This is a genomic window from Rhizobium sp. N122 (assembly GCF_002211295.1).
Taxonomy (GTDB): domain Bacteria; phylum Pseudomonadota; class Alphaproteobacteria; order Rhizobiales; family Rhizobiaceae; genus Rhizobium.
In genome coordinates, this window is sequence record NZ_LOKU01000078.1 from 44,691 (window position 1) to 68,598 (window position 23,908).

A 23,908-nucleotide genomic window follows, 5' to 3' on the forward strand; every position below is an offset into this window, starting at 1 on the left:
GAATTCGAAGGATGTCCGATGCCGCGCGTATCGATCTGTATTCCCGCATACAAGGCCGACTATTTCGAACTGTGCCTGCGAAGTGCGTTAGCTCAAAGCTTCACCGATGTCGAAATTCTGGTGTCGGATGATTGTCCGACCGATGAAATCCAAGCGATCTGCCGGAACTACGAAGGGTTTGTCCAATACAGCCGCAATCCGAATCCCGGTCCCGAGAGCAATGTGCGCAGACTGGTGGAAATCGCGAGCGGCGAATACATCAAATTCCTGTTCGATGACGACGTGCTACACCCTTTCTGCATACAGTTCCTGCTAGAGGCGCTGGAGTCGACAAAGGAAAGAAACACGCGCCTTTCGTTTTCTCCTCGTTATTTGATTGACGGGAAAAATCACACTACCGGCTTCATCAACCACTTCAATGCTTCCGGAGATGGCCTCAAGATCGTTTCTGGCGACGACTTCTTGCGGTTGACGGCTCTCAATCACGTCAATTTGGTTGGAGAGTATACAACGGCTTTATTTCGGAAGGAGGATGCATTCGATAGCAATGGTCAATTCCGATTGTATAAGATGGAAGGCGATCTCTTTCCTGGCTTGATTGATTTGTCAGCCTGGGTGGAACTGGCGCAGCTCGGCAACTTCGTCGTTCATCCTACACCGCTTTCCTATTTCAGGCGCCATGAGAACGCCACGTCGAACCCAGAGGTCAACTGGAAATTCATTTATGCAATCACCTACTATGAGGACGTGCTAAATTTTGCGTTTGAAAGAGGTTATTTGCCGGCAAGCGACTTGCCTACCTCATATCGTAACCTGCTGAATGTCTACCGGTATTGGCAGAATTCGTTCCCTCAGCTTGGAGCGAGAATTGCGCAAATTGAAGAAGCACTGATGTAAAGAAAGGTGGCACGCCCTCGTGCATTCGCAACCCCGCATTCCATGAGCATCGGGCCGGTGCGGTGGACGCCCTGCGCCACTCTGTGCCCGTTTGGCGGATCCCTACCGCGACAACTGAATGATCTCGCCGTTATACTGCGTGCGTGTGGTCTCGCGGAAACCGAGCTTGGCTGCGACCCTGAGCGAGGCCTGGTTTTCCGGGCTGATGATGCAGCTCATCGGCTTTCCCGGGAAATAGCTTTCCGCCCAGCCGATCAGCGCCGTCAGCGCCTCGGTGGCATAACCGCGGCCATGCGCCGAGGGCATCAGCACCCAGCCGATCTCCATCGTCCCCTCGATCGGCGGTTCCATCTCGCGGCGCGATTCCATGAAGCCCGCTTCGCCGATGAAACGACCGCTCGCCTTTTCCTCGATCGCCAGAAAGCCGAAGCCCATATGGTGCCACATGCCGGCAATCCGCAGCATGCGGCTCCAGCTCTGCTCGCGCGTTGATGGGCTGCCGCTGATGAAGCGAACGACGTCTTCGTCTGCCCAGAGTGCCGCATGGGCCTCGAAATCGTCGAGGCGGTGTGGGCGGAGCGTTAGCCGCTCGGTTTCGAGGGTTGGAATGTCGGTCACATCAGGTCCTTCAGGCGCCGGGCTCGGCGTCCCAATAGTCGAGATCGCCTTCCGGTCGGCCGATATGGCGGAAGCGTACAGGTTTGGAACCGTCTCTGTTGGTCTTGGCAAGAAATTTTCCGGAGTCCGGGTATTCGACGATCTCGGTCTTCGCCATCGTCGAGATGCCGAGATAGACGAGGGGAGCGGTGCCGGTGTTGATGATCTGGTGCGCCGTTTCCGGCCCGCCGGCCGGCGCGCCGAGCGTGTCGCCCGCCTTGATCGCATGGCGCTCGCCGCCGAAGCGGTATTCGCCGCTGCCTGATATCACGTAGAAAAGCTCGTCTTCGACATGGTGATTGTGGAAAGGGCAGCCCGATTTGCCCGGCGGCACCTCGTTATAGCTGATGCCGAGGCCGGTCAGGCCGAGAAGCGCGCCGAACGACGTGTCAAGGCTTTCATAGAGCGTGCCCTGTTTCCAATGGTCGAGCTTGAGATCGGCGATATTGATCACCGCCTTCGATTCCCTGGCCATGATGTCCTCCTGTTGCAGGAAGAGAAACCATCATCGCTGCGGAAAATTCAATGGTTTTCTGGAAATCCCCGCCATAGGCGGAGAAAGGCATGGGCGGAGAAAGGCATGGGCGGAGAGGAGACCGCCGCCCATGCTTTGAGCGCCGCGCACCGATGGGACGCGATGCGCTCGAGCTGTCAGCGGACGTAGAAGGTCAGGCTTCCGTCGGCGGCCTGTTCGGCATTGACGATGTTGCGGACGTCGACGCCCTCGTTGTTGAGCCGATGGGCCAGCGACCGGTTGGCGTCGATCGAGGCCTGGATGGCGTGAACGGCCTGGCCGGAACGTTCCGGCGCCGAGCGCGGCCCGGTGCTCTCGTCGTCGAGGTTGCGCCAGTTATGGACCTGCTCGACGTTGAAATCATTGCCGTGGAAGGTCCTGAGAGTCTGCTCGATGCCCTGAGCAGTGTTCATCCCGAGGCTTTCGGCCCGGCTGACGCCGGCAAATGCGAAGGAGGAGAGGGTGGCTGCGATGGTGAGAGTGACAACGCGGTTCATGATTATATCCTTTCATCTGCTTTGACGGTCGGCTGTCGTTGCAGGGGATCGTCTGTCACGACATGGAATTGGCGTTCTCCTCTTCGCGATTCAATAGGTTAAGCCACTGAAAACGCATTAAGAATTGTTCATGAAATCCGCCTTCGAATTGCCGTTTTCCAGGCATGCGGAAAAACCGGGTCGAAAGGCCTGCCGAGCAGCGTGGTGGTGGCGCGGCTATCCCCTTGCGGATATTTCTTCTTTGGCGCTGCGGCATCGGGCGAAAGTGCTTGCCATTCTGGTGAAGGCATGTTTTGACCGCGGGCTGCCGAGTGGAAAACGCCCCACAAAACGAAGGTGAACCATGCCGAGAGAGACCGCTCCCCATATTTTGATCGTTGAGGCCCGCTTCTACGACGACATGGCCGACGCCCTGCTCGAAGGCGCGACCTTCGCATTGGAACAGGCCGGCGCCACCTTCGAGGTCGTCACCGTTCCCGGCGCACTGGAAATTCCGGCAGCGATTGCCATGTCGCTCGATGGAGACGACAATGGCGGAACGCATTATGATGGCTATGTCGCCCTCGGCATGGTCATTCGCGGCGAGACCTATCACTTCGATATCGTGTCGAACGAATCCTCGCGCGCTTTGATGGATCTTGCGGTCAGCGAGTCACTTGCCATCGGCAACGGCATTCTGACCGTGGAAAATGACGAACAGGCCTGGGCGCGCGCGCGCCGCTCGGACAAGGACAAGGGCGGATTTGCCGCTCGCGCAGCTCTGACGATGATCGAGCTGAAGCAGAAACTGGGTGCATAACGAATGAACGACGACAAGACGGAACGGCCGGTCAAGACTGCAAACCAGCGGGGCGCTGCCCGTCTTGCTGCCGTTCAGGCGCTGTATCAGATGGATGTCGGCGGCACCGGCGTTCTGGAAATCGTCGCCGAATACGAGGCGCACCGTCTTGGCCAGGAACTCGACGGCGCCACCTATCTGAAGGCCGATGCCGGCTGGTTCCGTTCGATTGTCTCCGGCGTCGTGCGCGATCAGACCCGTCTCGATCCGCTGATCGCCGCGGCCCTGCAGGATGACTGGGCCTTGTCGCGCCTCGACAGCACCGTTCGCGCCATCCTGCGCGCCGGCGTCTTCGAGATCACCGACCGCAAGGACGTTCCGGTGGCGGTCATCGTCACTGAATATGTCGAGATCGCCCAGGCCTTCTTCGACGACGACGAGCCGAAGCTCGTCAATGCGGTGCTCGACCGTATTGCCAAGCAAGTTCGTGGCGAGACGAAGAAGTAAGTCTTTAGCCGCCAAACAATCTCCCTAAGTCTTTCTTTGCACTGCAACGGTTTTCGCCCGTTGCGGTCTTGACGCCACGTGATCGACCACGCAATCTCCGCACCGCTTAGCTGTGGCATTTCTGTGGAGAGGAAAGGCGATTCGGCGGCGTTTTTGCCGGAGGAGGAGTGAGCTCCGGCCTATGGGAGGAAAGAGCGAAATGACCATTCTTTTATGCGTAATTGCATGCGGTCTGCTCTCGGTGGTGTATGCCGCCTGGGCAACCCGATCGGTGCTTGCCGCCGATCAGGGCAATAGCCGCATGCAGGAGATCGCGGGCTATATCCGCGAGGGCGCCCAAGCCTATCTGACGCGCCAGTACAGAACCATTGCCCTTGTCGGCGTCGTTGTTTTCATCGCAGCCTGGCTGCTTCTTTCCGCCACGGCCGCCATCGGTTTCCTGATCGGCGCCGTGCTGTCCGGGGCTGCCGGCTTCATCGGCATGCACGTCTCCGTCCGCGCCAATGTGCGCACCGCCCAGGCGGCTTCCGCCAGCCTCTCCGCCGGTCTCGACATCGCCTTCAAGTCCGGTGCGATCACCGGCATGCTGGTGGCGGGCCTCGCGCTGCTCGGCGTCTCCATCTACTATACCATTTTGACCTTTGGCCTTGGCCATGAGAGCGGTTCGCGCGAAGTCATCGATGCGCTGGTGTCGCTCGGCTTCGGCGCTTCGCTGATCTCGATCTTCGCCCGTCTCGGCGGCGGCATCTTCACCAAGGGCGCCGATGTCGGCGGCGACCTCGTCGGCAAGGTGGAAGCCGGCATTCCCGAGGACGATCCGCGCAACCCGGCAACGATCGCCGATAACGTCGGCGACAATGTCGGCGACTGCGCCGGCATGGCCGCCGACCTCTTCGAGACCTATGCGGTCTCAGTCGTCGCCACCATGGTTCTCGCCGCCATCTTCTTTGCCGGCGCGCCGATCCTCCAGTCGGCGATGATTTATCCGCTGGCGATTTGCGGCGCCTGCATCATCACCTCGATCATCGGCACCTTCTTCGTCAAACTCGGCTCGAACGGCTCGATCATGGGCGCTCTCTACAAGGGCCTCATCGTCACCGGCCTGCTGTCGATCGTCGGTCTCGGCGCCGCCACCTCGCTGACGGTCGGCTGGGGCTCGCTTGGCACGGTCGCCGGCGCCGACGTGACCGGTACGAACCTCTTCGTCTGCGGCCTTGTCGGCCTCGTCGTCACCGCGCTGATCGTCGTCATCACCGAATACTACACTGGCACCGGCAAGCGCCCGGTCGTGTCGATCGCCCAGTCGTCGGTGACCGGTCACGGCACCAACGTCATCCAGGGCCTGGCGGTCTCGCTGGAATCGACCGCCCTGCCGGCCATCGTCATCGTCGGCGGCATTCTGGCCACCTACCAGCTCGGCGGCCTTTTCGGCACCGGCATCGCGGTCACCGCCATGCTTGGCCTTGCCGGCATGATCGTCGCCCTCGACGCCTTCGGCCCGGTCACCGACAATGCCGGCGGCATCGCCGAAATGTCGCATCTGCCGCCTGAGGTGCGCAAGTCGACCGACGCGCTCGACGCCGTCGGCAACACCACCAAGGCGGTCACCAAGGGCTATGCGATCGGCTCGGCCGGTCTCGGCGCGCTGGTGCTCTTTGCCGCCTATGCCAACGACCTCAGGTATTTCGCGGCCCACGGCGACCAATATCCCTATTTCGCCAATATCGGCGAAATCTCGTTCGAATTGTCGAATCCCTACGTCGTCGCCGGCCTGCTGTTCGGCGGCCTGATCCCCTATCTCTTCGGCGGCATCGCCATGACGGCCGTCGGCCGCGCCGCCGGCTCGATCGTCGAAGAGGTGCGCCGTCAGTTCAAGGAGAAGCCGGGCATCATGCAGGGCACGGACAAGCCGGACTACGGCAAGGCCGTCGACCTTCTGACCAAGGCCGCCATCCGCGAAATGCTGGTGCCATCGCTGCTGCCGGTGCTGGCCCCGATCGTCGTCTATTTCGGCGTGTTGCTCATCTCCGGCTCCAAGGCCTCGGCCTTCGCCGCACTTGGCGCATCCTTGCTCGGCGTCATCATCAACGGCCTCTTCGTCGCCATCTCGATGACATCGGGCGGCGGCGCCTGGGACAATGCCAAGAAGAGCTTCGAGGACGGCTTCGTCGACAAGGATGGCGTGCGTCACATGAAGGGCTCGGATGCGCACAAGGCATCCGTCACCGGCGATACCGTCGGAGATCCCTACAAGGATACGGCCGGCCCCGCCGTCAACCCGGCGATCAAGATCACCAACATCGTCGCGCTGCTGCTGCTCGCTGTTCTCGCCGGTTGATGCCGCAACAGCGGCTGGCAGCCCCTCACCCTAATCCTCTCCCCGTAAAAACGGGGAGAGGGGACGTGCCATGCGAGACGTTGGTAAAGGATGGAAAGGGTGCGGCTATCGCTCTTCGCCCCGTTTACGAGGGTCCGAAAGACGGGTCGAGACCCGTGACTCGATCCCGGTCGGTGGCGGTAGCCGGATGGGGCGGTATCGGCAATCTCTAAAGCCGAAGATGCCAGGTAAAAGACAAGGTTTGTCAACAAAAACTCGCCGGAGCGATCCGGCGGGTTTTGTCGTTGAAACTTGTCCGATCAGCGCAGGCTGCTCGGATTTTGCGGCGTGCCGCCGGCGCCGCCGCCGAACAGGCTGCGGGCGGCGCTCGCAGCGCTGCCGCCGGAGAGCATCTGCTGCAGGAAGGTGAGTTCCTTGCCGCCGGTCGGCGTGACGCGTCCGATCGTGTCGAACACCTTGCCGTCCTGCAGCGTGTAGTTGGCGCGGCGGCTGACGACGCCGTCCTTGTCGAAATAGATCGCCAGGACGCTCTGGTCGACAACCTTCAGCTTCTGGAACGCGACCGCGCGCGTGCGCCGCTGCGAGATGTAATAAAAGACTTCGCCGTCGAAGGTCGCCGTCGTCGACGGGGTGCCCAGCGAAAGCAGCACCTGCTCACGGCTCGATCCTTCCGGAACGAGGTTCAGCGATTGCTGGTCGGCGACATATCCGCCGTTGAGCACGGTGCTGGTCTGGCAACCGGAAAGCGCTGTGGTGGAGGCGATTATCAAGGCAATGGCCGCACTGCTGAAGAATTTCACGTCAGACTTGAAATACCGTTTCTTCAACGACATCTACTCCCTTGAGTGTCGATAGCAGCCATTTGGGGCCTTGCACGCTTTACCTCCTGCAAAACCATTGTGGCCATTCCGGGTCGAATATCCCGAATTCGCTTCGCTGACGCATCGAGGGCGTCGTCCCGAAACTGGCCACGATCGGCATTGCAATTCGCGCCTGCTTCGGTAAACCAGCTTTCGAAATCATGCAACAAGGCCAGAGGCCGGCCGGCGTGAAGAATGAGGCATTTCCGGAAAAAACAATGATCTTCGGGCTGTTCCGTAAGAAAAACAACAACCAGGCAATCGTCGACACACAATATGCGCTGCTGACGGCGGCCGCGCGCATGCCGGAGATTTATGAGCGGCTCAATGTTCCGGATACGGTCATGGGCCGTTTCGAGATGCTGTCGATCGCCATGATTCTGTTTTTCCGCCGCACGCGCAGCTCTGCCACCAGCGGTCAGGAGATCGCCCAGGAGATCGTTGACGCCTTCTTCCAGGATATCGACTATTCGATCCGCGAACTCGGCATCGGCGATAACAGCGTGCCGAAGCGCATGAAGAAGCTCGCCGGCATGTTTTACGGCCGGCTCGAAGCCTATTCGAAGGCGATGGACACGGGCGATACCGAAGCGCTCGCACTCGCACTCACGCGCAATGTCTATCCGGAAAGCCCGGCGCCGGCCGACATGTCCGGTCTCGCCGGCTGGATGATCGCCGCGGAAGCGCATTTGTCGACTCTGGCCGAAGAGGAGATCGCCACCGGTTCGGCGACGCTCCCGCCGGTTGCCCACCCACCGGTTGCTTAGGAGGACATCATGAAGAACGATCGGGACCATGTTCCCTTCTCCTATCACGTCAAGGTCGGCCATATCTCGGCCAACCCCGTCGAGGTTCATGTCGATGCTGATGCCAACGAGTTGAAGGCTCTTGCAGAAAGCTGGAGCGTCGTCGCCGTCGATGATCTCCGCGCCGATCTGCAGATTGCCCGCTGGAAGCGCGACGGCGTGCGCATCAAGGGGCGCGTACAGGCGAAGATCGTCCAGTCCTGCGTCGTGACGCTGGAGCCGGTCGAATCCGCCATCGACGAGAGCTTCGAGCAGATTTTCGTGCCTGAAGGTTCCAAGCTTGCCCGCCAGGCCGGCAATGATGCCGGCGAGATGCTGCTCGATCCCGACGGTCCCGATCTGCCCGAAACCTTTGTCGGCGATACGATCGATGCCGGCGAGGTGGTTGCCGAATTCGCCGCTCTTGCGATCGACCCCTATCCGCGCAAGGCGGGCATCGAATTTTCAGGCCATATCGAGGATAGCGGCGAGGACGACAAAAAGCCTTCGGCTTTCGCTGCCCTCAAGGATTGGAAAAAGGACTGAAGCGCCTCTGGCATTTGACATAATTCAGTTGTAAGCGACGCCAAAACCGGTATTTTGGCCGAAATTTCGCCCTCGGCGAAAAGAAGGATCAGGGACGCGTGATCAGAATATCTCTCGACCTCATGGGTGGCGACTTTGGTCCCCAGGTTGTCATCCCCGGCGCCGCCAAGGCGCTGGACCGGCATCCGGATATTTTCTTCGTTTTCTACGGTCTCAAGGAACAGTGCGATCCGGTTCTCGCCAAGTTTCCGAAACTCAAGGAAAAATCGCTCTTTCACGATTGCGAGCTTGCCGTCAGCATGGGTGAGAAGCCGAGCCAGGCGTTGCGCCGCGGCCGCTATATCTCCACCATGTGGCGCTCGATCGAGGCGGTGAAGACGGGGGAGGCCGATGTCGCGGTCTCGGCCGGCAATACCGGGGCGCTGATGGCGATGGCGAAGTTCTGTCTGCGCACCATGGCCAATATCGAGCGCCCGGCGATCGCGGCGATCTGGCCGACGCTGAAGGGTGAGAGCATCGTGCTCGATGTCGGCGCGACGATCGGCGCTGATGCGCAGCAGTTGATGGATTTCGCCCTGATGGGCGGCGCCATGGCGCGGGCACTGTTCGAGGTCGAACGTCCGACGATCGGCCTTCTGAATGTCGGCGTCGAGGAGATGAAAGGCCAGGAAGAGGTCAAGGAGGCCGGCCGGCTGCTGCGCGAGGCGAACATCGATTCGCTCGAATATTCCGGCTTCGTCGAGGGCAACGATCTTGGCAAGGGCACGGTCGACGTCGTCGTCACCGAAGGTTTTTCCGGCAATATCGCTTTGAAGACCGCCGAAGGCACCGCCAAGCAGATCGCCGAATATCTTCGTGCCGCCATGTCGCGCACGCTGCTTGCCCGCATCGGCTACCTTTTTGCCAAAAGCGCCTTCGACCTGCTTCGCGAGAAGCTCGATCCGAGCAAGGTCAATGGCGGCGTGTTTCTCGGCCTGAACGGCATCGTCATCAAGAGCCATGGCGGGGCGAATGCCGAAGGCATCGCCGCGGCCATTGAAGTCGGCTACGATATGGCCAAGAACGGCCTCAATCAGAAAATAGAAAACGATCTTAAGAAATATCATGCCAAGCGGCTGCCCCCGATGGGCCCGGAAGCTGCATGAGCAATGGGGTTCAATCGAATATGATCCGTTCAGTGGTTCGCGGGTTCGGAGCCGCACTCCCGAAGCGCGTGATGACCAATGGTGACATGGAGGCCATCGTCGACACGTCGGACGAATGGATCGTCCAGCGCACCGGCATCCGCCAGCGTTATGTCGCCGGCGATGACGAGACGACGGCCTCGCTCGGTGAGGCCGCCGCGCGTGCCGCCCTTGCCAATGGCGGCCTGACGCCCGCCGATATCGATATGATCATCTGTGCCACCTCGACGCCGGATAACACCTTTCCGGCAACCTCGGTCAATATCCAGAATCGTCTCGGCATGAGCCACGGCTTCGCCTTCGACGTCCAGGCCGTCTGCACCGGTTTCGTCTATGCGGTCACCACGGCGGATGCCTATATCCGCGGCGGCCTCGCCAAGCGCGTTCTCGTCATCGGCGCTGAAACCTTTTCGCGCATTCTCGACTGGAACGACCGCACCACCTGCGTGCTGTTCGGCGACGGCGCCGGCGCGATCGTGCTCGAAGCGGCAGATGGCGAGGGCACGGTTGCCGATCGCGGCGTGCTGACCGCGCATCTGCGCTCCGACGGCTCGCACAAGGAAAAGCTCTATGTCGATGGCGGGCCGTCGACGACCGGCACCGTCGGCAAGCTGCGCATGGAAGGTCGCGAGGTCTTCAAATATGCCGTCGGGATGATCACCGATGTCATTCAGGCTGCCTTCGATTCCACAGGCACCACCGCCGAGGATCTCGACTGGCTGGTGCCGCATCAGGCCAATCGGCGCATCATCGACGGCTCGGCCAAGAAGCTGAACATCGATGCGGCGAAGGTCGTCGTCACCGTCGATCTGCACGGCAATACCTCGGCCGCCTCGATCCCGCTTGCGCTGGCGACCGCTGCCGGCGACGGCCGTATCAAGAAGGGCGACCTGGTGATGCTCGAAGCCATGGGCGGCGGCTTCACCTGGGGCGCCGTTCTGCTGCGCTGGTAGGCACGAATCCAAAAAAACTGGCGGCGAACAAGAGCTTGACCGTAAGGCGCAAGACAAATACTCTTTGCGCGATTTCACAAAATATTTGTAATGGGCGGGGAAACCATGACCGGAAAAACAGTGACGCGAGCAGACCTGGCGGAATCGGTTTTCCGAAAGGTCGGGCTGTCCCGCACCGAATCTGCGGAACTTGTGGAAACCGTCATCGACGAAGTTTGCAACGCCATCGTGCGTGGTGAAACCGTCAAGCTGTCCTCCTTCGCCACCTTCCAGGTGCGCGACAAGAACGAGCGGATCGGCCGCAACCCGAAGACCGGCGAGGAGGTTCCGATTTCTCCCCGCCGGGTCATGACTTTCAAGGCGTCGAACGTGCTGAAGACGCGCATCCTCAAGGCGCATGTGTCTCGCAAGGTCAAGCTGAAGCCGCAGAATCCGGCCTCCTGATCACCGGCTTGCCGTTTCCAATCGGCGTTTTTTTCCCCTCGCACTGTCCTGCGTTGTGCGCAACGTCGAGACATGACTTGAATTGTCGGCGCCAAACCGTTGAAATATGATGAGTCGCCGTAAGATCGAGCCGCGAGGTCGCGTAGCAGTATGACGTTGGACAAGAGCCCCGATGCCTTTCGCACCATCAGCGAAGTCGCAGACGATCTTGATCTGCCGCAGCATGTGCTGCGCTTCTGGGAGACGCGTTTTCCGCAGATAAAACCGATGAAACGCGGCGGCGGCCGGCGCTACTACCGGCCCGAGGATGTCGATCTCCTCAAGGGCATCCGGCATTTGCTCTATGATCACGGCTATACGATCAAGGGTGTGCAGAAGCTTCTGAAAACCAACGGCAATAAGTTCGTCATCTCGGTCGGCCACGGCGATCTCGCCAGCGTCGAGGCGCTTGCATCGGGCGTGCAGGAAACGAGTGCCGGGGAACCGCGCGTCGGCATGGCCGACGAAGACCAGATTGTCGGCCGCGCCAAGCCGCCGATTACCCGACGCTTCTTCAATTTTGTGGCTGGCGAGGACGAGCAGGAAGTCTCGATCGGCAAGTCGAGCGTTGGCAAGGAAGACAGGGCATTGCTGCAGGAGGCGCTTTACGACCTGCTGGAATGCAAGCGTCTGCTCGATCAGGTGCGCTGACCAGAACGTTTTATGCAAGTCGTGATCCCGACCGCTGGACGTTTCCTGCGACAGGCATCAGGCTTCGGTAAGCCGTTTCATCGTCTGTTCGAGTTCGCTGAGCTGGAAGGGTTTTTGCAGCACCGGCAATGTGCTTGGGCTGCTGCCAGCCGGGGCTGCGCCATATCCCGTCGCATAAACATAGGGCTTGCCGCGTTCGTCGAGCAGTTTGGCGACCGGCAGCGAGCTCTGCCCCGCAAGCGAGACGTCGAGAATCGCAGCGTCGAATTCCGTGTCCCGGGCGGCGGCCAGCGCCCGTTCCAGATCGGGCGCGCTGGCGCAAACCCGGTAGCCGAGATCGGCGAGCATGTCCTCGAGCAGCATGGCAATCAGCGCGTCGTCTTCGACGATGAATATGTCTTTCATGTTCCCGTCCAACCATTTCCCCTTGCCGGGCCTGCGGATTTATGTGGACTCCTGGCACGGCTCGTCAAGACGTCGTGTCCGCCAGTGCGAGAAACAGCATATTGCCGGGTGAAATTCGATGTGTAAAAGCTGAGATGCCGTCTGCGCAACGGCGACTGCATAGGTCTTAGATCGGGATCGATTTTTGGATAAAACTATGCAGTGTTTCAAAGTGTTACGGCGTTCTTTGGAGTCTGAAAAGACGCGGGCGCCGTAAGGAGGGTCTGGAATGGATTTGCTGAGCGCCACGGATTGGCTGCGTCATAGGCCGGGTTATACATATCCGCTGGCCGTTGCCTTCGTGGGCCTGACGTTTCTTCTGAGGCTTGCCGCCAGCGACTATCTCTCCGGCTTTCCCTTTCTGAGCTTCCTTCCGGCAATATTGCTGGCGAGTTTCATCGGCGGCGCGGGGCCGGGTTTCGTCGCGGCGATACTGGCTGCCTTCACCGTTCAGCAGTTTTTCGTCGAGCCGCACGATGTCTTCTGGCCGGTCAGCGCCGGCCAATGGGTTGGGCTTTCAACCTATCTCGTCAATGCGGTGATTATCATCGGCCTGATGGAACTGATCATCATCGCCCACGGCAGGCAGAGCCGCCTCCGCGATGAGCTTAACAGTTTCAACACCCGCCTTGAACAGACGGTGGTCCGGCGTACCGCCGAGCTCAGGCACGAGATGGAAGAGAATGCTTCCGCGCAGGCGCAGGTGCGTCAGTTGCAGAAGATGGAGACGATCGGCCAGCTCACGGGCGGCGTCGCTCATGATTTCAACAATATGCTGGCGATCATCATCGGCAATCTCGATCTCGCCCAGCGGCGGATGACCGGACAGGAGGATCCCCGCCTGCTGAACTCCATCCAGAATGCCAAAGACGGCGCCCAGAGGGCCGCGGTCCTGACCGCCCGTCTTCTCGCTTTTTCGCGTCAGCAGCCGCTCGCCCCTGAAGTGATCGACCTCAACAAGCTGGTCGGCGGCATGTCGGAACTGCTGCGGCGTACACTTGGCGAGCAGATCCGGATCGAGACCGTGCTGGCCGGCGGCCTCTGGCCGAGCTTTGCCGATTTGAGCCAGCTTGAGAACGCCATCCTCAACCTTGCCGTCAACGCCCGCGACGCCATGCCCGGCGGCGGAAATCTGACCATCGAGACCGCCAATACCGAACTCGACGAGCGATATTCCCGCATGCATTCGGAGGTCGAGGCCGGCCAATATGTGATGGTCAGCATGACAGACACCGGCACCGGCATGTCGCCCGACGTGATCGAGCGGGCCTTCGACCCGTTCTACACCACCAAGGGACCCGGCAAGGGCACCGGTCTCGGCCTCAGCCAGGTTTACGGCTACATCAAGCAGAGCGGCGGCCACATCAAGATCTATTCGGAGATCGACAGGGGCACGACGATAAAGATCTATCTGCCCCGTCATGTCGGCGCAGCGGACGCCAGGCTGAGTGCCTCAGGCGCGCAGCCGATCCCTCAGGGCAGCGTCAATGATACCATCCTGGTGGTGGAGGATGACGAGAACGTTCGCTTCATGACCGCCGAAAGCCTGCATGAACTGGGTTACACCGTGTTGCAGGCCGCAAGCGGCATGGAGGCGCTTCTCCTTCTGGAAGAAAATCGCGAGGTCGACCTGATCTTCACCGATATCGTCATGCCGCAAATGAGCGGACGCCAGCTTGCCGATATCGTCCAGGCAAAATGGCCGGCAATCCGGATCCTCTACACCACCGGCTATACCCGCAATGCCATCGTCCATAACGGGGTGCTCGATCACGGCGTCTCCCTGCTTGCCAAGCCCTTCAGCCTGGAGCAGCTCGCCCACAAGATCCGCGAACTTCTGAATGTGCCGGCGAGAATGGAAGATGAGAGGACGTGAAGCCGCTCCTTTAACCGGGCCATCCCGTTCCAGGCAGCCGCACGTCCACTGTTCCCGATCGCTTTATTCCAGGACCTGGATCACGCGGTGCGTCTTCGGCTCGACGATGACGCGCCGCTCATTGACGACGGTATAGCCATAGCCGTCTATATTCGGCACCGTATGTATTTCGACGGTATCGGGCAGCGTCGCGCCGACGGCGATATCGCCTTCATAGACGACGGACGGCGTGTTTTGCTCCATCACATAGGTGCGAACTTCGCCCGGCAGCACGACGGAGCCGGTCGGTGCGGGATCGGTGACGATGACGGTGCTTTGCGCGAAGGCGGCGGAGCTGATGGTCAGCATGGCGGCCGTAGTCAGCATGATCTTGCGCATGGGATGTTCTCCTCTTTAACCTCAGACATCAAGGCAACGCTGACCATGCGGCATAGTTCCCGCGCCGGCGTTTCATGGCGAGGCAGGTCAGGCGTCACGGGCGCAGCTGAGGTGTTGCTAAATCGATTTATGCACCATACGGTTGAGCTATCCGAATCATGATCCGTGCGGGTTCGATTGGTGCCATCGCCGGCCGACTGTTTACTCTTCGTTAACCATGTTGGCGATTTATACCCTGTGAACGGCCTCGTGGTCGTTGATTCGAAGGTCCGTCGCGTTTCGGTTTGCGAATGGATATCTGGAAAGACGATTGCGGCGGCTCGAAATATGCGTTTGCGGATGACGATATCGCTGGTGGCTGTAGCAGGCATGATGGCCGGCTGCACCTCGACAGGCGGTGTTCGCCAGCCCTCCGGGCCGGAGGCCGTGGCGCCTGAAAAGGCGCTGGTCCTGCCGCCGCCGGGCGGCCCGTCGATCGTTAGCGTCGTCGAGCGCAAGCGTGGCAACGGCGTCGAGCAGACGGTCTCCTTGTTTACCTCATCCTCCGTGCCGGGGCAGAACTTCCTGAAAGTTCAGTTTTTCGGCGCCTCCGGGGCCAATCCTGGCACCGGCAATGCCGGCTTCAGCATGATCAACGAGAGCGGCATTGCCCGCGAAGTGGCGCGCTCGGCCCCCGGTGTGCCGATGGCGACGTCGGCGACCTTCCTGCAGAACAGCTATGGCCCCTTCGGTTATGCCTCCGGCCGCAGCCGTGCCGGCGACACCTGCATCTATGCCTGGCAGCAGATTCGCTCGAGCGTCAACGCCAATACTCAGGCGCGCAATTTCGGCATGATCCAGCTGCGCCTGCGTCTCTGCGACGCGAGGGCCAGCGAGCGTCAGCTGCTCGGCATCGTCTATGGCTATACCGTATCGGGCACCTTCGACGGAGAGATCTGGAATCCTTACGGCAATCCGCCACCCGCCGATGCCGCGCTCGGGCGCACCGGCGAGCCAATCTACCCTGACCAGGGCGGGTACCGCGCCAGCCCGATGCCGATCGGCTACGAGCCGGCGCCTGCCATTGTCAGCCGGCCGCGGGTAGCGCCCGCTCGCAGCGCTTCGCCACCAGCACAGGGCGTCGCACCGATGCCGGCGCCGATCGGCCCGCCTGTGCCGCTGCCCGGCGAGGCGCCGCAGGCGAGCGCAATGCCGGATGCAGCCGCGCCGGTCGAGCAAGCGGTTGAACAATCCGCAAGGGCGATCGGCGTCACCGTGCCGTCGCCAGACTGCATAGGCGACGCGGCCATGACGGCCGCCTGCCGGAGGTAGAGCATGATGCCGAAAAGTGTGAGCAATTTTCGGACGACATCATGCCTGTTCTAGTGAGCCTGCCCGAAGTGCCGAAGGGCGCCTCGGTTAGCAATTTCGAGGAACGTCGATGCGCAAAGCCCGCAGTGTCTTCATATGGGCCGTGGTTTCGCTCTGCTTGATCGTGCTGATCACGCTGCCGGTCAACCTGCAGACCCAGCTCATCACCAGTATCACGGTCGTGACGGTGATGGCGCTGATCAAGGTCTTGAAGGGCGAGGGGACCTGGCGCCTCGTGGCGCTCGCCTTCGGCACCTCGATCGTGCTGCGCTACGTCTACTGGCGCACCACCAACACGCTGCCGCCTGTCAACCAGCTTGAGAATTTCATTCCCGGCCTGCTGCTCTATCTCGCCGAAATGTACAGCGTCGCCATGCTGGCGCTCAGCCTGTTCATCGTCGCCACACCGCTGCCGCCGCGCCCCTCGCGCGCAGCCAATCCCGGGCGTTTGCCGCATGTCGATGTCTTCGTGCCGTCCTACAACGAGGATGCCGGGCTTCTCGGCAACACGCTGGCCGCCGCCAAGGCCTTGGATTATCCGGCCGACAAGCTGCATGTCTGGCTGCTCGACGACGGCGGCACCTTGCAGAAGCGCAATTCCGGCAAACTGCTCGAGGCCCAGGCCGCCGCTGCCCGCCATGTCGAGCTGAAGCAGCTCTGCCAGGACCTTGACGTCCATTATCTCACGCGCGACCGCAACGAGCACGCCAAGGCCGGCAATCTCAACAACGGCATGAAACATTCGACCGGCGAACTCATCGCCGTCTTCGACGCCGACCACGCGCCGGCCCGCGATTTCCTGCTCGAGACGGTCGGTTATTTCGAAGACGATCCGAAGCTCTTCCTCGTCCAGACCCCGCACTTCTTCATCAATCCCGATCCGCTGGAGCGCAACCTGCGCACCTTCGACAAGATGCCGAGCGAAAACGAAATGTTCTACGGCATCATCCAGCGCGGCCTCGATAAATGGAACGCCGCCTTCTTCTGCGGTTCGGCCGCGGTTCTGAGCCGCAGGGCGCTCGAATCCCAGAACGGCTTTTCCGGCATCAGCATCACCGAGGATTGCGAGACGGCTTTAGCGCTGCACGGCGCCGGCTGGAACAGCATCTATGTCGACAAGCCGCTGATCGCCGGCCTGCAGCCGGCCACATTCGCAAGCTTCATCGGCCAGCGCAGCCGCTGGGCGCAGGGCATGATGCAGATCCTGCGCTTCCGCTTCCCGCTGCTGAAGCGCGGCCTGTCGATCCCGCAGCGACTCTGCTACATGTCCTCCACGCTTTTCTGGCTCTTCCCGTTCCCGCGCACGATCTTCCTGTTTGCACCGCTCTTTTACCTGTTCTTCGATCTGGAGATCTTCACCGCGTCGGGCGGCGAGTTCCTCGCCTATACGCTGGCCTATATGCTGGTGAACCTGATGATGCAGAACTACCTTTACGGGTCGTTCCGCTGGCCATGGATTTCGGAGCTCTACGAATATGTCCAGACCGTGCATCTGCTGCCGGCTGTTGTTTCCGTCATGCTCAATCCGAGGAAGCCGACCTTCAAGGTTACCGCCAAGGACGAATCGATTGCAGTCAGCCGCCTGTCGGAGATCAGCCGCCCGTTCTTCGTCATCTTTGCGGTGCAGATCATCGCGCTCGTCATCACCTTCTACAGGATCTATGCCGAGCCCTATAAGGCCGACGTCACGCTCGTCGTCGGCGGCTGGAACGTCATCAACCTGATCATGGCCGGCTGTGCGCTCGGTGTCGTGTCGGAGCGCGGCGAGCGCGCTTTGTCCCGCCGCGTCCGCGTCAACCGGCGCTGCGAATTCGGCGCCAATGGCAAGTGGTATGCCGCCTCGATCGAGGACGTCTCCGTCCATGGCGCCAGGCTTCACATCTTCAACAAGCAGCTCGACGAGATGCTGGTCGGCGCCGTCGGCGAAATCCGCTTCCGGCCCTATAGCGGCGCGGAACTGGAAACCCTGCCGCTGATCGTCCGCAACATCGAGCCCTCGGGCGACATCAGCAATGTCGGCTGCCAATACGTGCCGAAAAGCGCGCTCGACCATCGCCTGATCGCCGATCTGATGTTTGCCAATTCCGGCCAGTGGACCGAGTTCCAGGCCTCGCGCCGCCGCAATCCGGGCCTGATCCGCGGCACCATCTGGTTCGTCGGCATGGCGCTCTATCAGACCAGCCGCGGCCTCGTTTATTTCTTCCGCAGCATGCGCCCGGAGCGCGAAGCCCAGCAGCAGGCGGCAAAGGTCAACGCCGGATGAGAAGCATCGTCGCCGCCTCGCTTCTGCTGCTGAATGCCTCCGCCTTCGCCCAGGCGCAGACGGCACCCTTCGACATGTCCGGCGAGCGGCCACCCGGCGCCTCTGTTGCCCCGAGACTGACACCGCCGACCCCGCCGGCTGCAGCCGCGCCGGTTCCCGTCACGCCTCCGGTTTCCGTAGCGCCGGCACCCGCACCCCATGCGACTCCCGCGCCTGCTTCGGCACCGGCGCCGGTTGCCCCGCCGATTACCGTTTCGCCGCAGGCGCTGCAGCCGGCCGCGACAGATACGGCGCCGGCTCAGCACCCCGAGAGCGTCCGCCGTTATGTCGTGCCCTTTTCGAAACTCGGTCTCAACGGTGAATATGACCGGCGGTCATGGTCGGTCTATCTGACGCCCGAACAGGCGGCCTCCCAGGCGAGCTTCACCTTCGCCTACCAGAATGCGATCGTCGTCGCCCCCGAGGCCTCGGCGCTAACCGTCTATCTCAACAATCGCCCGATCGGCCAGCAGCGCGTCGGCTCGCCGGACGGCCCGTCGGCCGTCACCTTCAAGGTTCCGCCAGGTCTGCTGCAGCCGGGCGCCAATGTCGTCAGCTTCGAAGCCGCTCAGCGTCACCGCACCGATTGCAGCATCCAGTCAACCTATGAATTATGGTCGAATATCGATCCGGCCGGCACCTATCTGAGCTTTGCCGGCAGCGATGCCGCAGAGCCGGCGAGTGCCGATGCGATCCGCGCCATCGGTGTCGACGGCGCCGGCAAGACCGAGTTCGATATCGTCGTCCCGGCGCTGGAGCAGCCGGGAACCACGAAGCCGCTGCTGCGCCTGGCGCAGGGACTCTCTGTGCTGAGCAGCATGCCGAACCAGATCTTTGCCTTCAGCACCGCTTCGCTTCCGGCCGGCGGGGCCGGCAGGCTCAGCGTGCTCGTCGGCACCGCCTCGGAACTGCGGCCGCTCTTTCCCGGCCTGCCGCCCGGCGCCGAGAGTGCGGCACTCGCCGCTTTCGTCACCGATCCGCGCAGCGGCTCACCGGTGCTTCTGATCAGCGGCCCCTCCTGGCAGGCGGTGTCCTCGGCCATCGATACCATCGTCTCGCCGACGGACAGATCCGCAGATAGCCGCCGCGACGTGCTGACCACCGAACGCTGGAGCGCGCCGAACGCGCCGCTGGTCTTTTCCGACACCAACATCGCTTTGTCTCAGCTCGGTGTGAAGACCACCGAATTCTCCGGCCGGCGGCTGCGGACCAGCTTCAATATCGCCGTGCCGGCGGATTTTTATGCCAATGCCTATGGCGAGGCGAAGGTGCTGCTCGACGCCGCCTATACCGACAACGTGCTGCCCGGCAGCCATATCGATATTTACGTCAACGACAATATCGCCTCCACCGTGCCGATCACCACCACAACAGGCGGCATTTTGCGTCATCTGCCGATCCGCGTGACGATGCGGCACTTCAAGCCCGGCCTGAATACGGTGGCGATCGAGGCGATCCTGATGACCAAGGACGATGCGGCTTGCGCGCCTGGCGCCACCGCCGGCGCCAGCCCGCGCTTTGCCCTGTTCGACACTTCCGAGCTGCATATGCCGGATTTCGCCCGTGTTGGCCAGCGGCCGAACTTGGCCGCCATGGCCGGCACCGCCTATCCCTATGGCCGGGCCACGGAGCCGACGCCGCTGTTCATCGACCGTGTCGATACCGACACGCTTTCGGCCGCCGCGACCCTGCTTGGCCAGATGGCGATCATGGCCGGCCATCCGATCCCCGTGGAAACCGTCGCCTCGCCGAATACGATCGGCGATCGTGACGCCATCTTCATCGGCTCCATCTCGCAGATGCCGACTACCGCGCTGTCGCAAACCAATATTGCGACGGCGAGCCAGGCTTCGTGGCGTCCGGTGACGGATGCGCAGACGGGTGTCGTCGATACCGGTACGGCCTTCGAGGAGTGGAATTCCAAGGTCAGCGGCGGTGTTTTGCGCAGCCGGATGACGGCCTTCCGCGAGTGGTTGTGGCGCAATTTCGATATTTCCCGCAGTTCGCTGCAATTCGTGCCGGGCGCCGAGCAAATCTTTACGCCGCCCAATACCGCCTCGCTTCTGGTGGCCCAGGGCTCCAGCCCGGCGGGAGCGGGCTCTTGGACCGTGGTGGCGGCGCCGTCGGCAAAGGATTTGCGGGAAGGGGTCGAGGTTCTGACGTCGCAGCTGAACTGGCCGCAGATATCGGGCCACATCACCACCTATTCCAGCAAGACCGGCAAGATCGAGGCGGTGCCGGTCACCCGTTTCGATTTCGTGCCGTCGACGCCCTGGTCGATCGCCAACTACCGCCTGATCGCTGCCAACTGGCTGTCGACGAATATCCTCTCCTATGCCTCGCTGCTGGTCGTCTTCGTGCTCCTGATCGGCGTCACCACGTCGAAGATGCTGAGAAACCTGGGTCGGTCGAAATGAGGCGGTGGTGTGCGCTCCTGCTGGCGGCATCGGTCGCGCTGGCACCGGGCCTGCCGGCCAGCGCGCAGCAGGCGATGATCAATGCCGGCGCATGGTCGGCCTATAAGGCGAAGTTTCTCGATCCGACCGGCCGCATCGTCGACAACGGCAACGGCAACATCAGCCACAGCGAAGGGCAGGGCTATGGCCTGCTGCTCGCCTATCTCGCTGCAAACCCCGCCGATTTCGAGCAGATCTGGTATTTTACCCGCACCGAGCTGCTGCTGCGCGATGATGGCCTGGCCGTGTGGAAATGGGATCCGAACGTCAAGCCGCACGTGGCCGACACCAACAATGCCACGGACGGCGACATGCTGATCGCCTATGCGCTGGCGCTGGCCGGCACGGCATGGAAGCGAGAAGACTATATCCTCGCCGCCTCGCGCATGGCGCAGGCGCTGCTTGCCGAAACCGTCGGCAGCTCGCAAGGCCGCACTTTGCTGATGCCGGGAACCGAAGGCTTTACCGGCAGCGACCGAGGCGACGGCCCCGTCGTCAATCCGTCCTACTGGATTTATGAGGCGATCCCGGTGATGTCGGCGCTCGCTCCTTCGGATGCCTGGAAAAAACTGTCGGACGACGGCGTCGAGCTGTTGAAGACGATGCAATTCGGCCCGCGCAAGCTTCCCGCCGAATGGGTGAGCCTGCGCGATAAGCCGCGGCCGGCAGAAGGATTCGACGCCGAATTCTCATATAACGCCATCCGCATCCCGCTCTATCTCGCGCGGGGCGGCATCACCGACAAGGCGCTGCTGATGCGCCTGCAAAAGGGGATGTCGCAAGACGGCGTTCCCGCCATCATCGATCTGACCACTGGCCGGCCGAAGACCGTGCTGTCGGACCCCGGTTATAGAATTGTTAACGATGTTGTGGCCTGTGTTGTCGATGGGACCAGGCTGCCGGGTTCGGCGCTGCAGTTTGCCCCCGCACTCTATTATCCGTCCACCCTTCAACTGCTGGGGCTGGCCTATATCGGGGAGAAGCATCCGGAGTGTCTGTGAAGTCTTCTCTCGTGGCGGTTTCAGCGGCAGTGGTGGTGGCGAGCCTCGTCACCGGGCTGAAGGACCGCGCCGCTCTGCAGGAAAAGTTTGGCCTTGGCCCGGCCGGCAAGCCGGCGCCGGAGCTGATGATGATGGGCCGCATCAAGCCGACTGATGCCCCTGCCGGCAATTCCGACTTCAATGCGCAGCTCGTCGCCGACAAGATCGAAGCGATCACCTCCGCGCCGCCGTCAGCATCGGGGACTTCAGATCCGAATGCCGTTGCGGAGCAGCCCGCACCGGCGCAATCCGCCGCGCCTCAATCTGCACCCCAACCTGCACCTCAGCCGGCGGCTCTGCCGGCGCCGGTCACGCCTCCCATCGTCTCCGAATCTCCCGCGCCGCAAGAGGCCGCCGCGCCGCCGCAGCCTGCCGTCGATGAAAGCGCGCTTCGGTATTTCGCCAGCCGCGGCGACAAGGTGCGCCTGCAGGCCGAGATCTCCCGCCTTCAGGCGCTCTACCCGAACTGGGTTCCGCCGGCCGATCCGCTCGCCGTGCCGCAAAACGGCGACAAACAGCTGGAGGCCATGTGGCAGCTCTATTCCGATGGCCGTTATGCCGAGCTGCGCAAGGCGGTCGCCGACCGTCAGGCCGCCGATGCCGGATGGCAGCCGCCGGCCGATCTGCTCGATCGGCTCGACGTCGCCGAGGCCCGCGCCCGCCTCATCAACGCTTCGGACCTCAAGCAATATGCGACCGTGGTCGATATCGCCGCCGCAACGCCGAGCCTGCTCACCTGCAGCGAGGTCGACGTCCTCTGGCGTGTCGCCGAAGCCTTCATCCAGACTGAGAGGGTGCAGCGCGGCCAGGACGCCTATAGCTATATCCTGAAGAACTGCCCCAATCCGGCCGAGCGGCAGGCGACTGTGGAAAAGGCCTCGACACTGCTTGCCTATCAGCCGATGCAGGCGCTGCTGGCGCTGGAAAAGCCTGCTGCCGACGGCAGCAGGGAGTTCGATGCGATCCGCGACAACCTCGCCCGACGCTTCATGGCCGAAGGCAATGACGATCCGAAGCTCGCCATCGCCCCCGATTACGTCGCCCGCCTCGAAAAACTTGCCGGAAGCGAGGGGCTTGCCGCAGATGCGCTGCTGCTCGGCTGGTACCAGCTTCGCCGCAACAACGATGCCGAGGCGGAGAAGTGGTTCCGCGCCGCCCGAGCCAAGGAAGACACGGCGGCGGCTTCGCAGGGGCTGGCGCTGGCGCTGATTGCCCGCAAGGCGCCTGAGGAGGCCGAGGATGTGATGTTCCGCTGGCGCGCCGAATCCGATGATGCGAGCGCCACTTATCTCGCCGCCACCGCCAATCTGATGGCGCTGCAGCCGCCGGCCGATCTCGCCGAAGACGTGCTGCATCGCATCGCCGCCGAGATTATCGCCCGGAAATACGTGCCGACGGCGCAGCAGTTCGGCTGGTATGCCCGCTCGCTCAACCAGTTCCAGACCGCCGCACGCTGGTTCGAGACCGCGCTTGCGTGGAAACCCGATGACGAGCCGTCGGCCTATGGCCTTGCCGTCACACGCGAGCAGCTGAACGACCGCAAGGGTGTGCTCGACCTACAGCGCGCCTGGGCCGGCCGGTCGACCCGGATCGCCAATCTCGAGGACACCTCCTCGCTGATGCCGAATGGGGGCGTCCTTCCGCCGCAGAAGGGGACACTTGCCCCGCAGCAGCCGGTTCAGCCGACGCAGCCGGGGCAACGCCCCGCCACGGCGGCCGAGCCGCTTCCGGCTGAACGCCCCACGCCGCTGCAGCCGGGGCCTGATCAGGCCGTTCGCCCGGCAAGGCCGGCGCTGCAGACGGTGACCGTTCAGCGCGGTCCGCGCCAGACACGCGGCTGCTCGACGACCATCGATGCGGCACAGCTCAGCCCGGCGAACGCGCTGTCGCGTGGCTGGTGCCTGATGGATATCAACCGGCCGATGGAGGCGATCTCGGCCTTCGAGACGGCATTGCAAAGCCCCGTCCGCAAGGACCGTGAAGACGCAGCCTACGGCCAGAGCCTTGCTTATCTGCGCGCCGGCCTTTCCAGCAATGCCGCTGTGGCCGCCACCAAGGCACCGCAGAACCGCCAGCGCGCCGCCGAGCTCCAGGTGGCGATCCTCGCCGACCGCGCGCTTTCGGCCTTCGACGCCGGGCGTTATCGCGAGACCCTGATCTATCTCGATCAGCGCGCCCAGCTGCAGCAGGAACGCATCGACCTGATGGTGCTGCGCGGCTACTGCTACCTCAATCTTAAAATGTATGGCGACGCGACCCGTATCTTCGAAGCTGCTGCCGCGACCGGCAACCGCGACGCCGCCCGCGGCCTGGCCGACGTTCGCAACGTCACCCATCCCGATGTCAACGACTAGCGTTGACATCTACGTCAACGACTAGCGTTGACGTCGACGTCAACGACTGACGTTGACG

The 23,908-nt window shown here is 62.1% G+C and carries 23 protein-coding genes; 17 read left to right on the top strand and 6 right to left on the bottom strand.

From position 1 onward, the window contains the following. The first annotated feature begins 18 nt into the window (after positions 1–18). Entirely contained in the window at positions 19–897 is an 879-nt protein-coding gene (locus tag ATY75_RS31505; protein ID WP_064838008.1) for a glycosyltransferase family 2 protein, read from the top strand. A gap of 102 nt (positions 898–999) precedes the next feature. Here the strand turns inward: ATY75_RS31505 and ATY75_RS31510 are convergent, their stop codons facing one another. The 3 genes from ATY75_RS31510 to ATY75_RS31520 form a co-directional block, all read right to left on the bottom strand. After that, the gene (locus ATY75_RS31510; protein ID WP_088940482.1) at positions 1,000–1,515 is read right to left on the bottom strand and encodes a GNAT family N-acetyltransferase; all 516 of its coding nucleotides are present in this window, start codon (positions 1,513–1,515) and stop codon (positions 1,000–1,002) included. A gap of 10 nt (positions 1,516–1,525) precedes the next feature. Next, on the bottom strand, positions 1,526–2,029 hold the full coding sequence (locus ATY75_RS31515) for a cupin domain-containing protein (RefSeq protein ID WP_088940483.1): 504 nt from the start codon (positions 2,027–2,029) through the stop codon (positions 1,526–1,528). A gap of 176 nt (positions 2,030–2,205) precedes the next feature. After that, positions 2,206–2,565: a hypothetical protein gene (locus ATY75_RS31520; RefSeq protein ID WP_088940484.1), complete on the bottom strand. Its 360-nt coding sequence runs from the start codon at positions 2,563–2,565 to the stop codon at positions 2,206–2,208. Positions 2,566–2,695: 130 nt separating this feature from the next. Between ATY75_RS31520 and ATY75_RS34375 the strand changes: the two genes are divergently transcribed. The 4 genes from ATY75_RS34375 to ATY75_RS31535 all read left to right on the top strand — a co-directional run bounded on the left by ATY75_RS34375 (position 2,696) and on the right by ATY75_RS31535 (position 6,188). Further along, entirely contained in the window at positions 2,696–2,905 is a 210-nt protein-coding gene (locus ATY75_RS34375) for a hypothetical protein (RefSeq protein ID WP_143535371.1), read from the top strand. A gap of 3 nt (positions 2,906–2,908) precedes the next feature. Next, positions 2,909–3,364, top strand: a complete 456-nt coding sequence (gene ribH / locus ATY75_RS31525) for a 6,7-dimethyl-8-ribityllumazine synthase (protein WP_003574043.1) — start codon at positions 2,909–2,911, stop codon at positions 3,362–3,364. Between the two features lie 3 nt (positions 3,365–3,367). Beyond that, positions 3,368–3,850, top strand: coding sequence for a transcription antitermination factor NusB (gene nusB, locus ATY75_RS31530; protein WP_003587419.1), 483 nt, complete (start codon positions 3,368–3,370; stop codon positions 3,848–3,850). Positions 3,851–4,049: 199 nt separating this feature from the next. Further along, complete coding sequence (locus ATY75_RS31535) at positions 4,050–6,188, top strand: sodium-translocating pyrophosphatase (RefSeq protein ID WP_049733997.1); 2,139 nt, start codon at positions 4,050–4,052, stop codon at positions 6,186–6,188. Between the two features lie 299 nt (positions 6,189–6,487). Here ATY75_RS31535 and ATY75_RS31540 read toward each other — a convergent pair whose 3' ends face one another. Next, a complete protein-coding gene (locus ATY75_RS31540; protein ID WP_088940485.1) occupies positions 6,488–7,021 on the bottom strand; it encodes an outer membrane protein assembly factor BamE in 534 nt (177 codons plus the stop codon). Positions 7,022–7,209: 188 nt separating this feature from the next. Between ATY75_RS31540 and ATY75_RS31545 the strand changes: the two genes are divergently transcribed. From ATY75_RS31545 to ATY75_RS31570, 6 genes are all read left to right on the top strand, one after another. Next, positions 7,210–7,815 carry a ubiquinol-cytochrome C chaperone family protein gene (locus ATY75_RS31545; protein WP_088940486.1) on the top strand — a complete coding sequence of 202 codons (606 nt, stop codon included), beginning with the start codon at positions 7,210–7,212 and terminating at the stop codon, positions 7,813–7,815. Between the two features lie 9 nt (positions 7,816–7,824). Continuing rightward, positions 7,825–8,379, top strand: a complete 555-nt coding sequence (locus tag ATY75_RS31550) for a DUF177 domain-containing protein (protein WP_088940487.1) — start codon at positions 7,825–7,827, stop codon at positions 8,377–8,379. Between the two features lie 98 nt (positions 8,380–8,477). After that, positions 8,478–9,524, top strand: coding sequence for a phosphate acyltransferase PlsX (plsX, locus tag ATY75_RS31555; protein ID WP_049734000.1), 1,047 nt, complete (start codon positions 8,478–8,480; stop codon positions 9,522–9,524). A 20-nt stretch (positions 9,525–9,544) separates the two neighbouring features. Then, on the top strand, positions 9,545–10,516 hold the full coding sequence (locus ATY75_RS31560; RefSeq protein ID WP_088940626.1) for a beta-ketoacyl-ACP synthase III: 972 nt from the start codon (positions 9,545–9,547) through the stop codon (positions 10,514–10,516). Positions 10,517–10,621: 105 nt separating this feature from the next. Beyond that, complete coding sequence (locus ATY75_RS31565; protein WP_003574027.1) at positions 10,622–10,960, top strand: integration host factor subunit alpha; 339 nt, start codon at positions 10,622–10,624, stop codon at positions 10,958–10,960. A 150-nt stretch (positions 10,961–11,110) separates the two neighbouring features. Next, positions 11,111–11,650, top strand: a complete 540-nt coding sequence (locus tag ATY75_RS31570) for a MerR family transcriptional regulator (protein ID WP_049734001.1) — start codon at positions 11,111–11,113, stop codon at positions 11,648–11,650. A gap of 57 nt (positions 11,651–11,707) precedes the next feature. Here the strand turns inward: ATY75_RS31570 and ATY75_RS31575 are convergent, their stop codons facing one another. After that, on the bottom strand, positions 11,708–12,055 hold the full coding sequence (locus tag ATY75_RS31575; RefSeq protein ID WP_037093801.1) for a response regulator: 348 nt from the start codon (positions 12,053–12,055) through the stop codon (positions 11,708–11,710). A gap of 268 nt (positions 12,056–12,323) precedes the next feature. Here ATY75_RS31575 and ATY75_RS31580 point away from each other — a divergent pair, with 268 nt between their 5' ends. Beyond that, positions 12,324–13,970: an ATP-binding protein gene (locus ATY75_RS31580; RefSeq protein WP_088940488.1), complete on the top strand. Its 1,647-nt coding sequence runs from the start codon at positions 12,324–12,326 to the stop codon at positions 13,968–13,970. Positions 13,971–14,033: 63 nt separating this feature from the next. On the opposite strand, the gene ATY75_RS31585 is transcribed toward ATY75_RS31580, so the two are convergent. Next, a complete protein-coding gene (locus ATY75_RS31585; protein ID WP_064838019.1) occupies positions 14,034–14,348 on the bottom strand; it encodes a DUF1236 domain-containing protein in 315 nt (104 codons plus the stop codon). A gap of 327 nt (positions 14,349–14,675) precedes the next feature. On the opposite strand from ATY75_RS31585, the gene bcsN reads away from it, so the two are divergent. From bcsN to ATY75_RS31610, 5 genes are all read left to right on the top strand, one after another. Continuing rightward, positions 14,676–15,659, top strand: a complete 984-nt coding sequence (gene bcsN, locus ATY75_RS31590; protein WP_088940489.1) for a cellulose biosynthesis protein BcsN — start codon at positions 14,676–14,678, stop codon at positions 15,657–15,659. A 109-nt stretch (positions 15,660–15,768) separates the two neighbouring features. Beyond that, positions 15,769–17,961, top strand: coding sequence for a UDP-forming cellulose synthase catalytic subunit (gene bcsA, locus ATY75_RS31595; protein WP_088940490.1), 2,193 nt, complete (start codon positions 15,769–15,771; stop codon positions 17,959–17,961). Next, complete coding sequence (locus ATY75_RS31600) at positions 17,958–20,417, top strand: cellulose biosynthesis cyclic di-GMP-binding regulatory protein BcsB (RefSeq protein ID WP_088940491.1); 2,460 nt, start codon at positions 17,958–17,960, stop codon at positions 20,415–20,417. The genes bcsA and ATY75_RS31600 overlap by 4 nt, the downstream gene beginning before the upstream one ends. Continuing rightward, positions 20,414–21,457, top strand: coding sequence for a glycosyl hydrolase family 8 (locus ATY75_RS31605; RefSeq protein ID WP_088940492.1), 1,044 nt, complete (start codon positions 20,414–20,416; stop codon positions 21,455–21,457). The genes ATY75_RS31600 and ATY75_RS31605 overlap by 4 nt, the downstream gene beginning before the upstream one ends. Further along, positions 21,454–23,850 (top strand): cellulose synthase, encoded by a 2,397-nt coding sequence (locus tag ATY75_RS31610; protein ID WP_088940493.1) that lies wholly within the window; start codon positions 21,454–21,456, stop codon positions 23,848–23,850. Before ATY75_RS31605 ends, ATY75_RS31610 begins: the two co-directional genes overlap by 4 nt. Positions 23,851–23,908 lie beyond the last annotated feature (58 nt).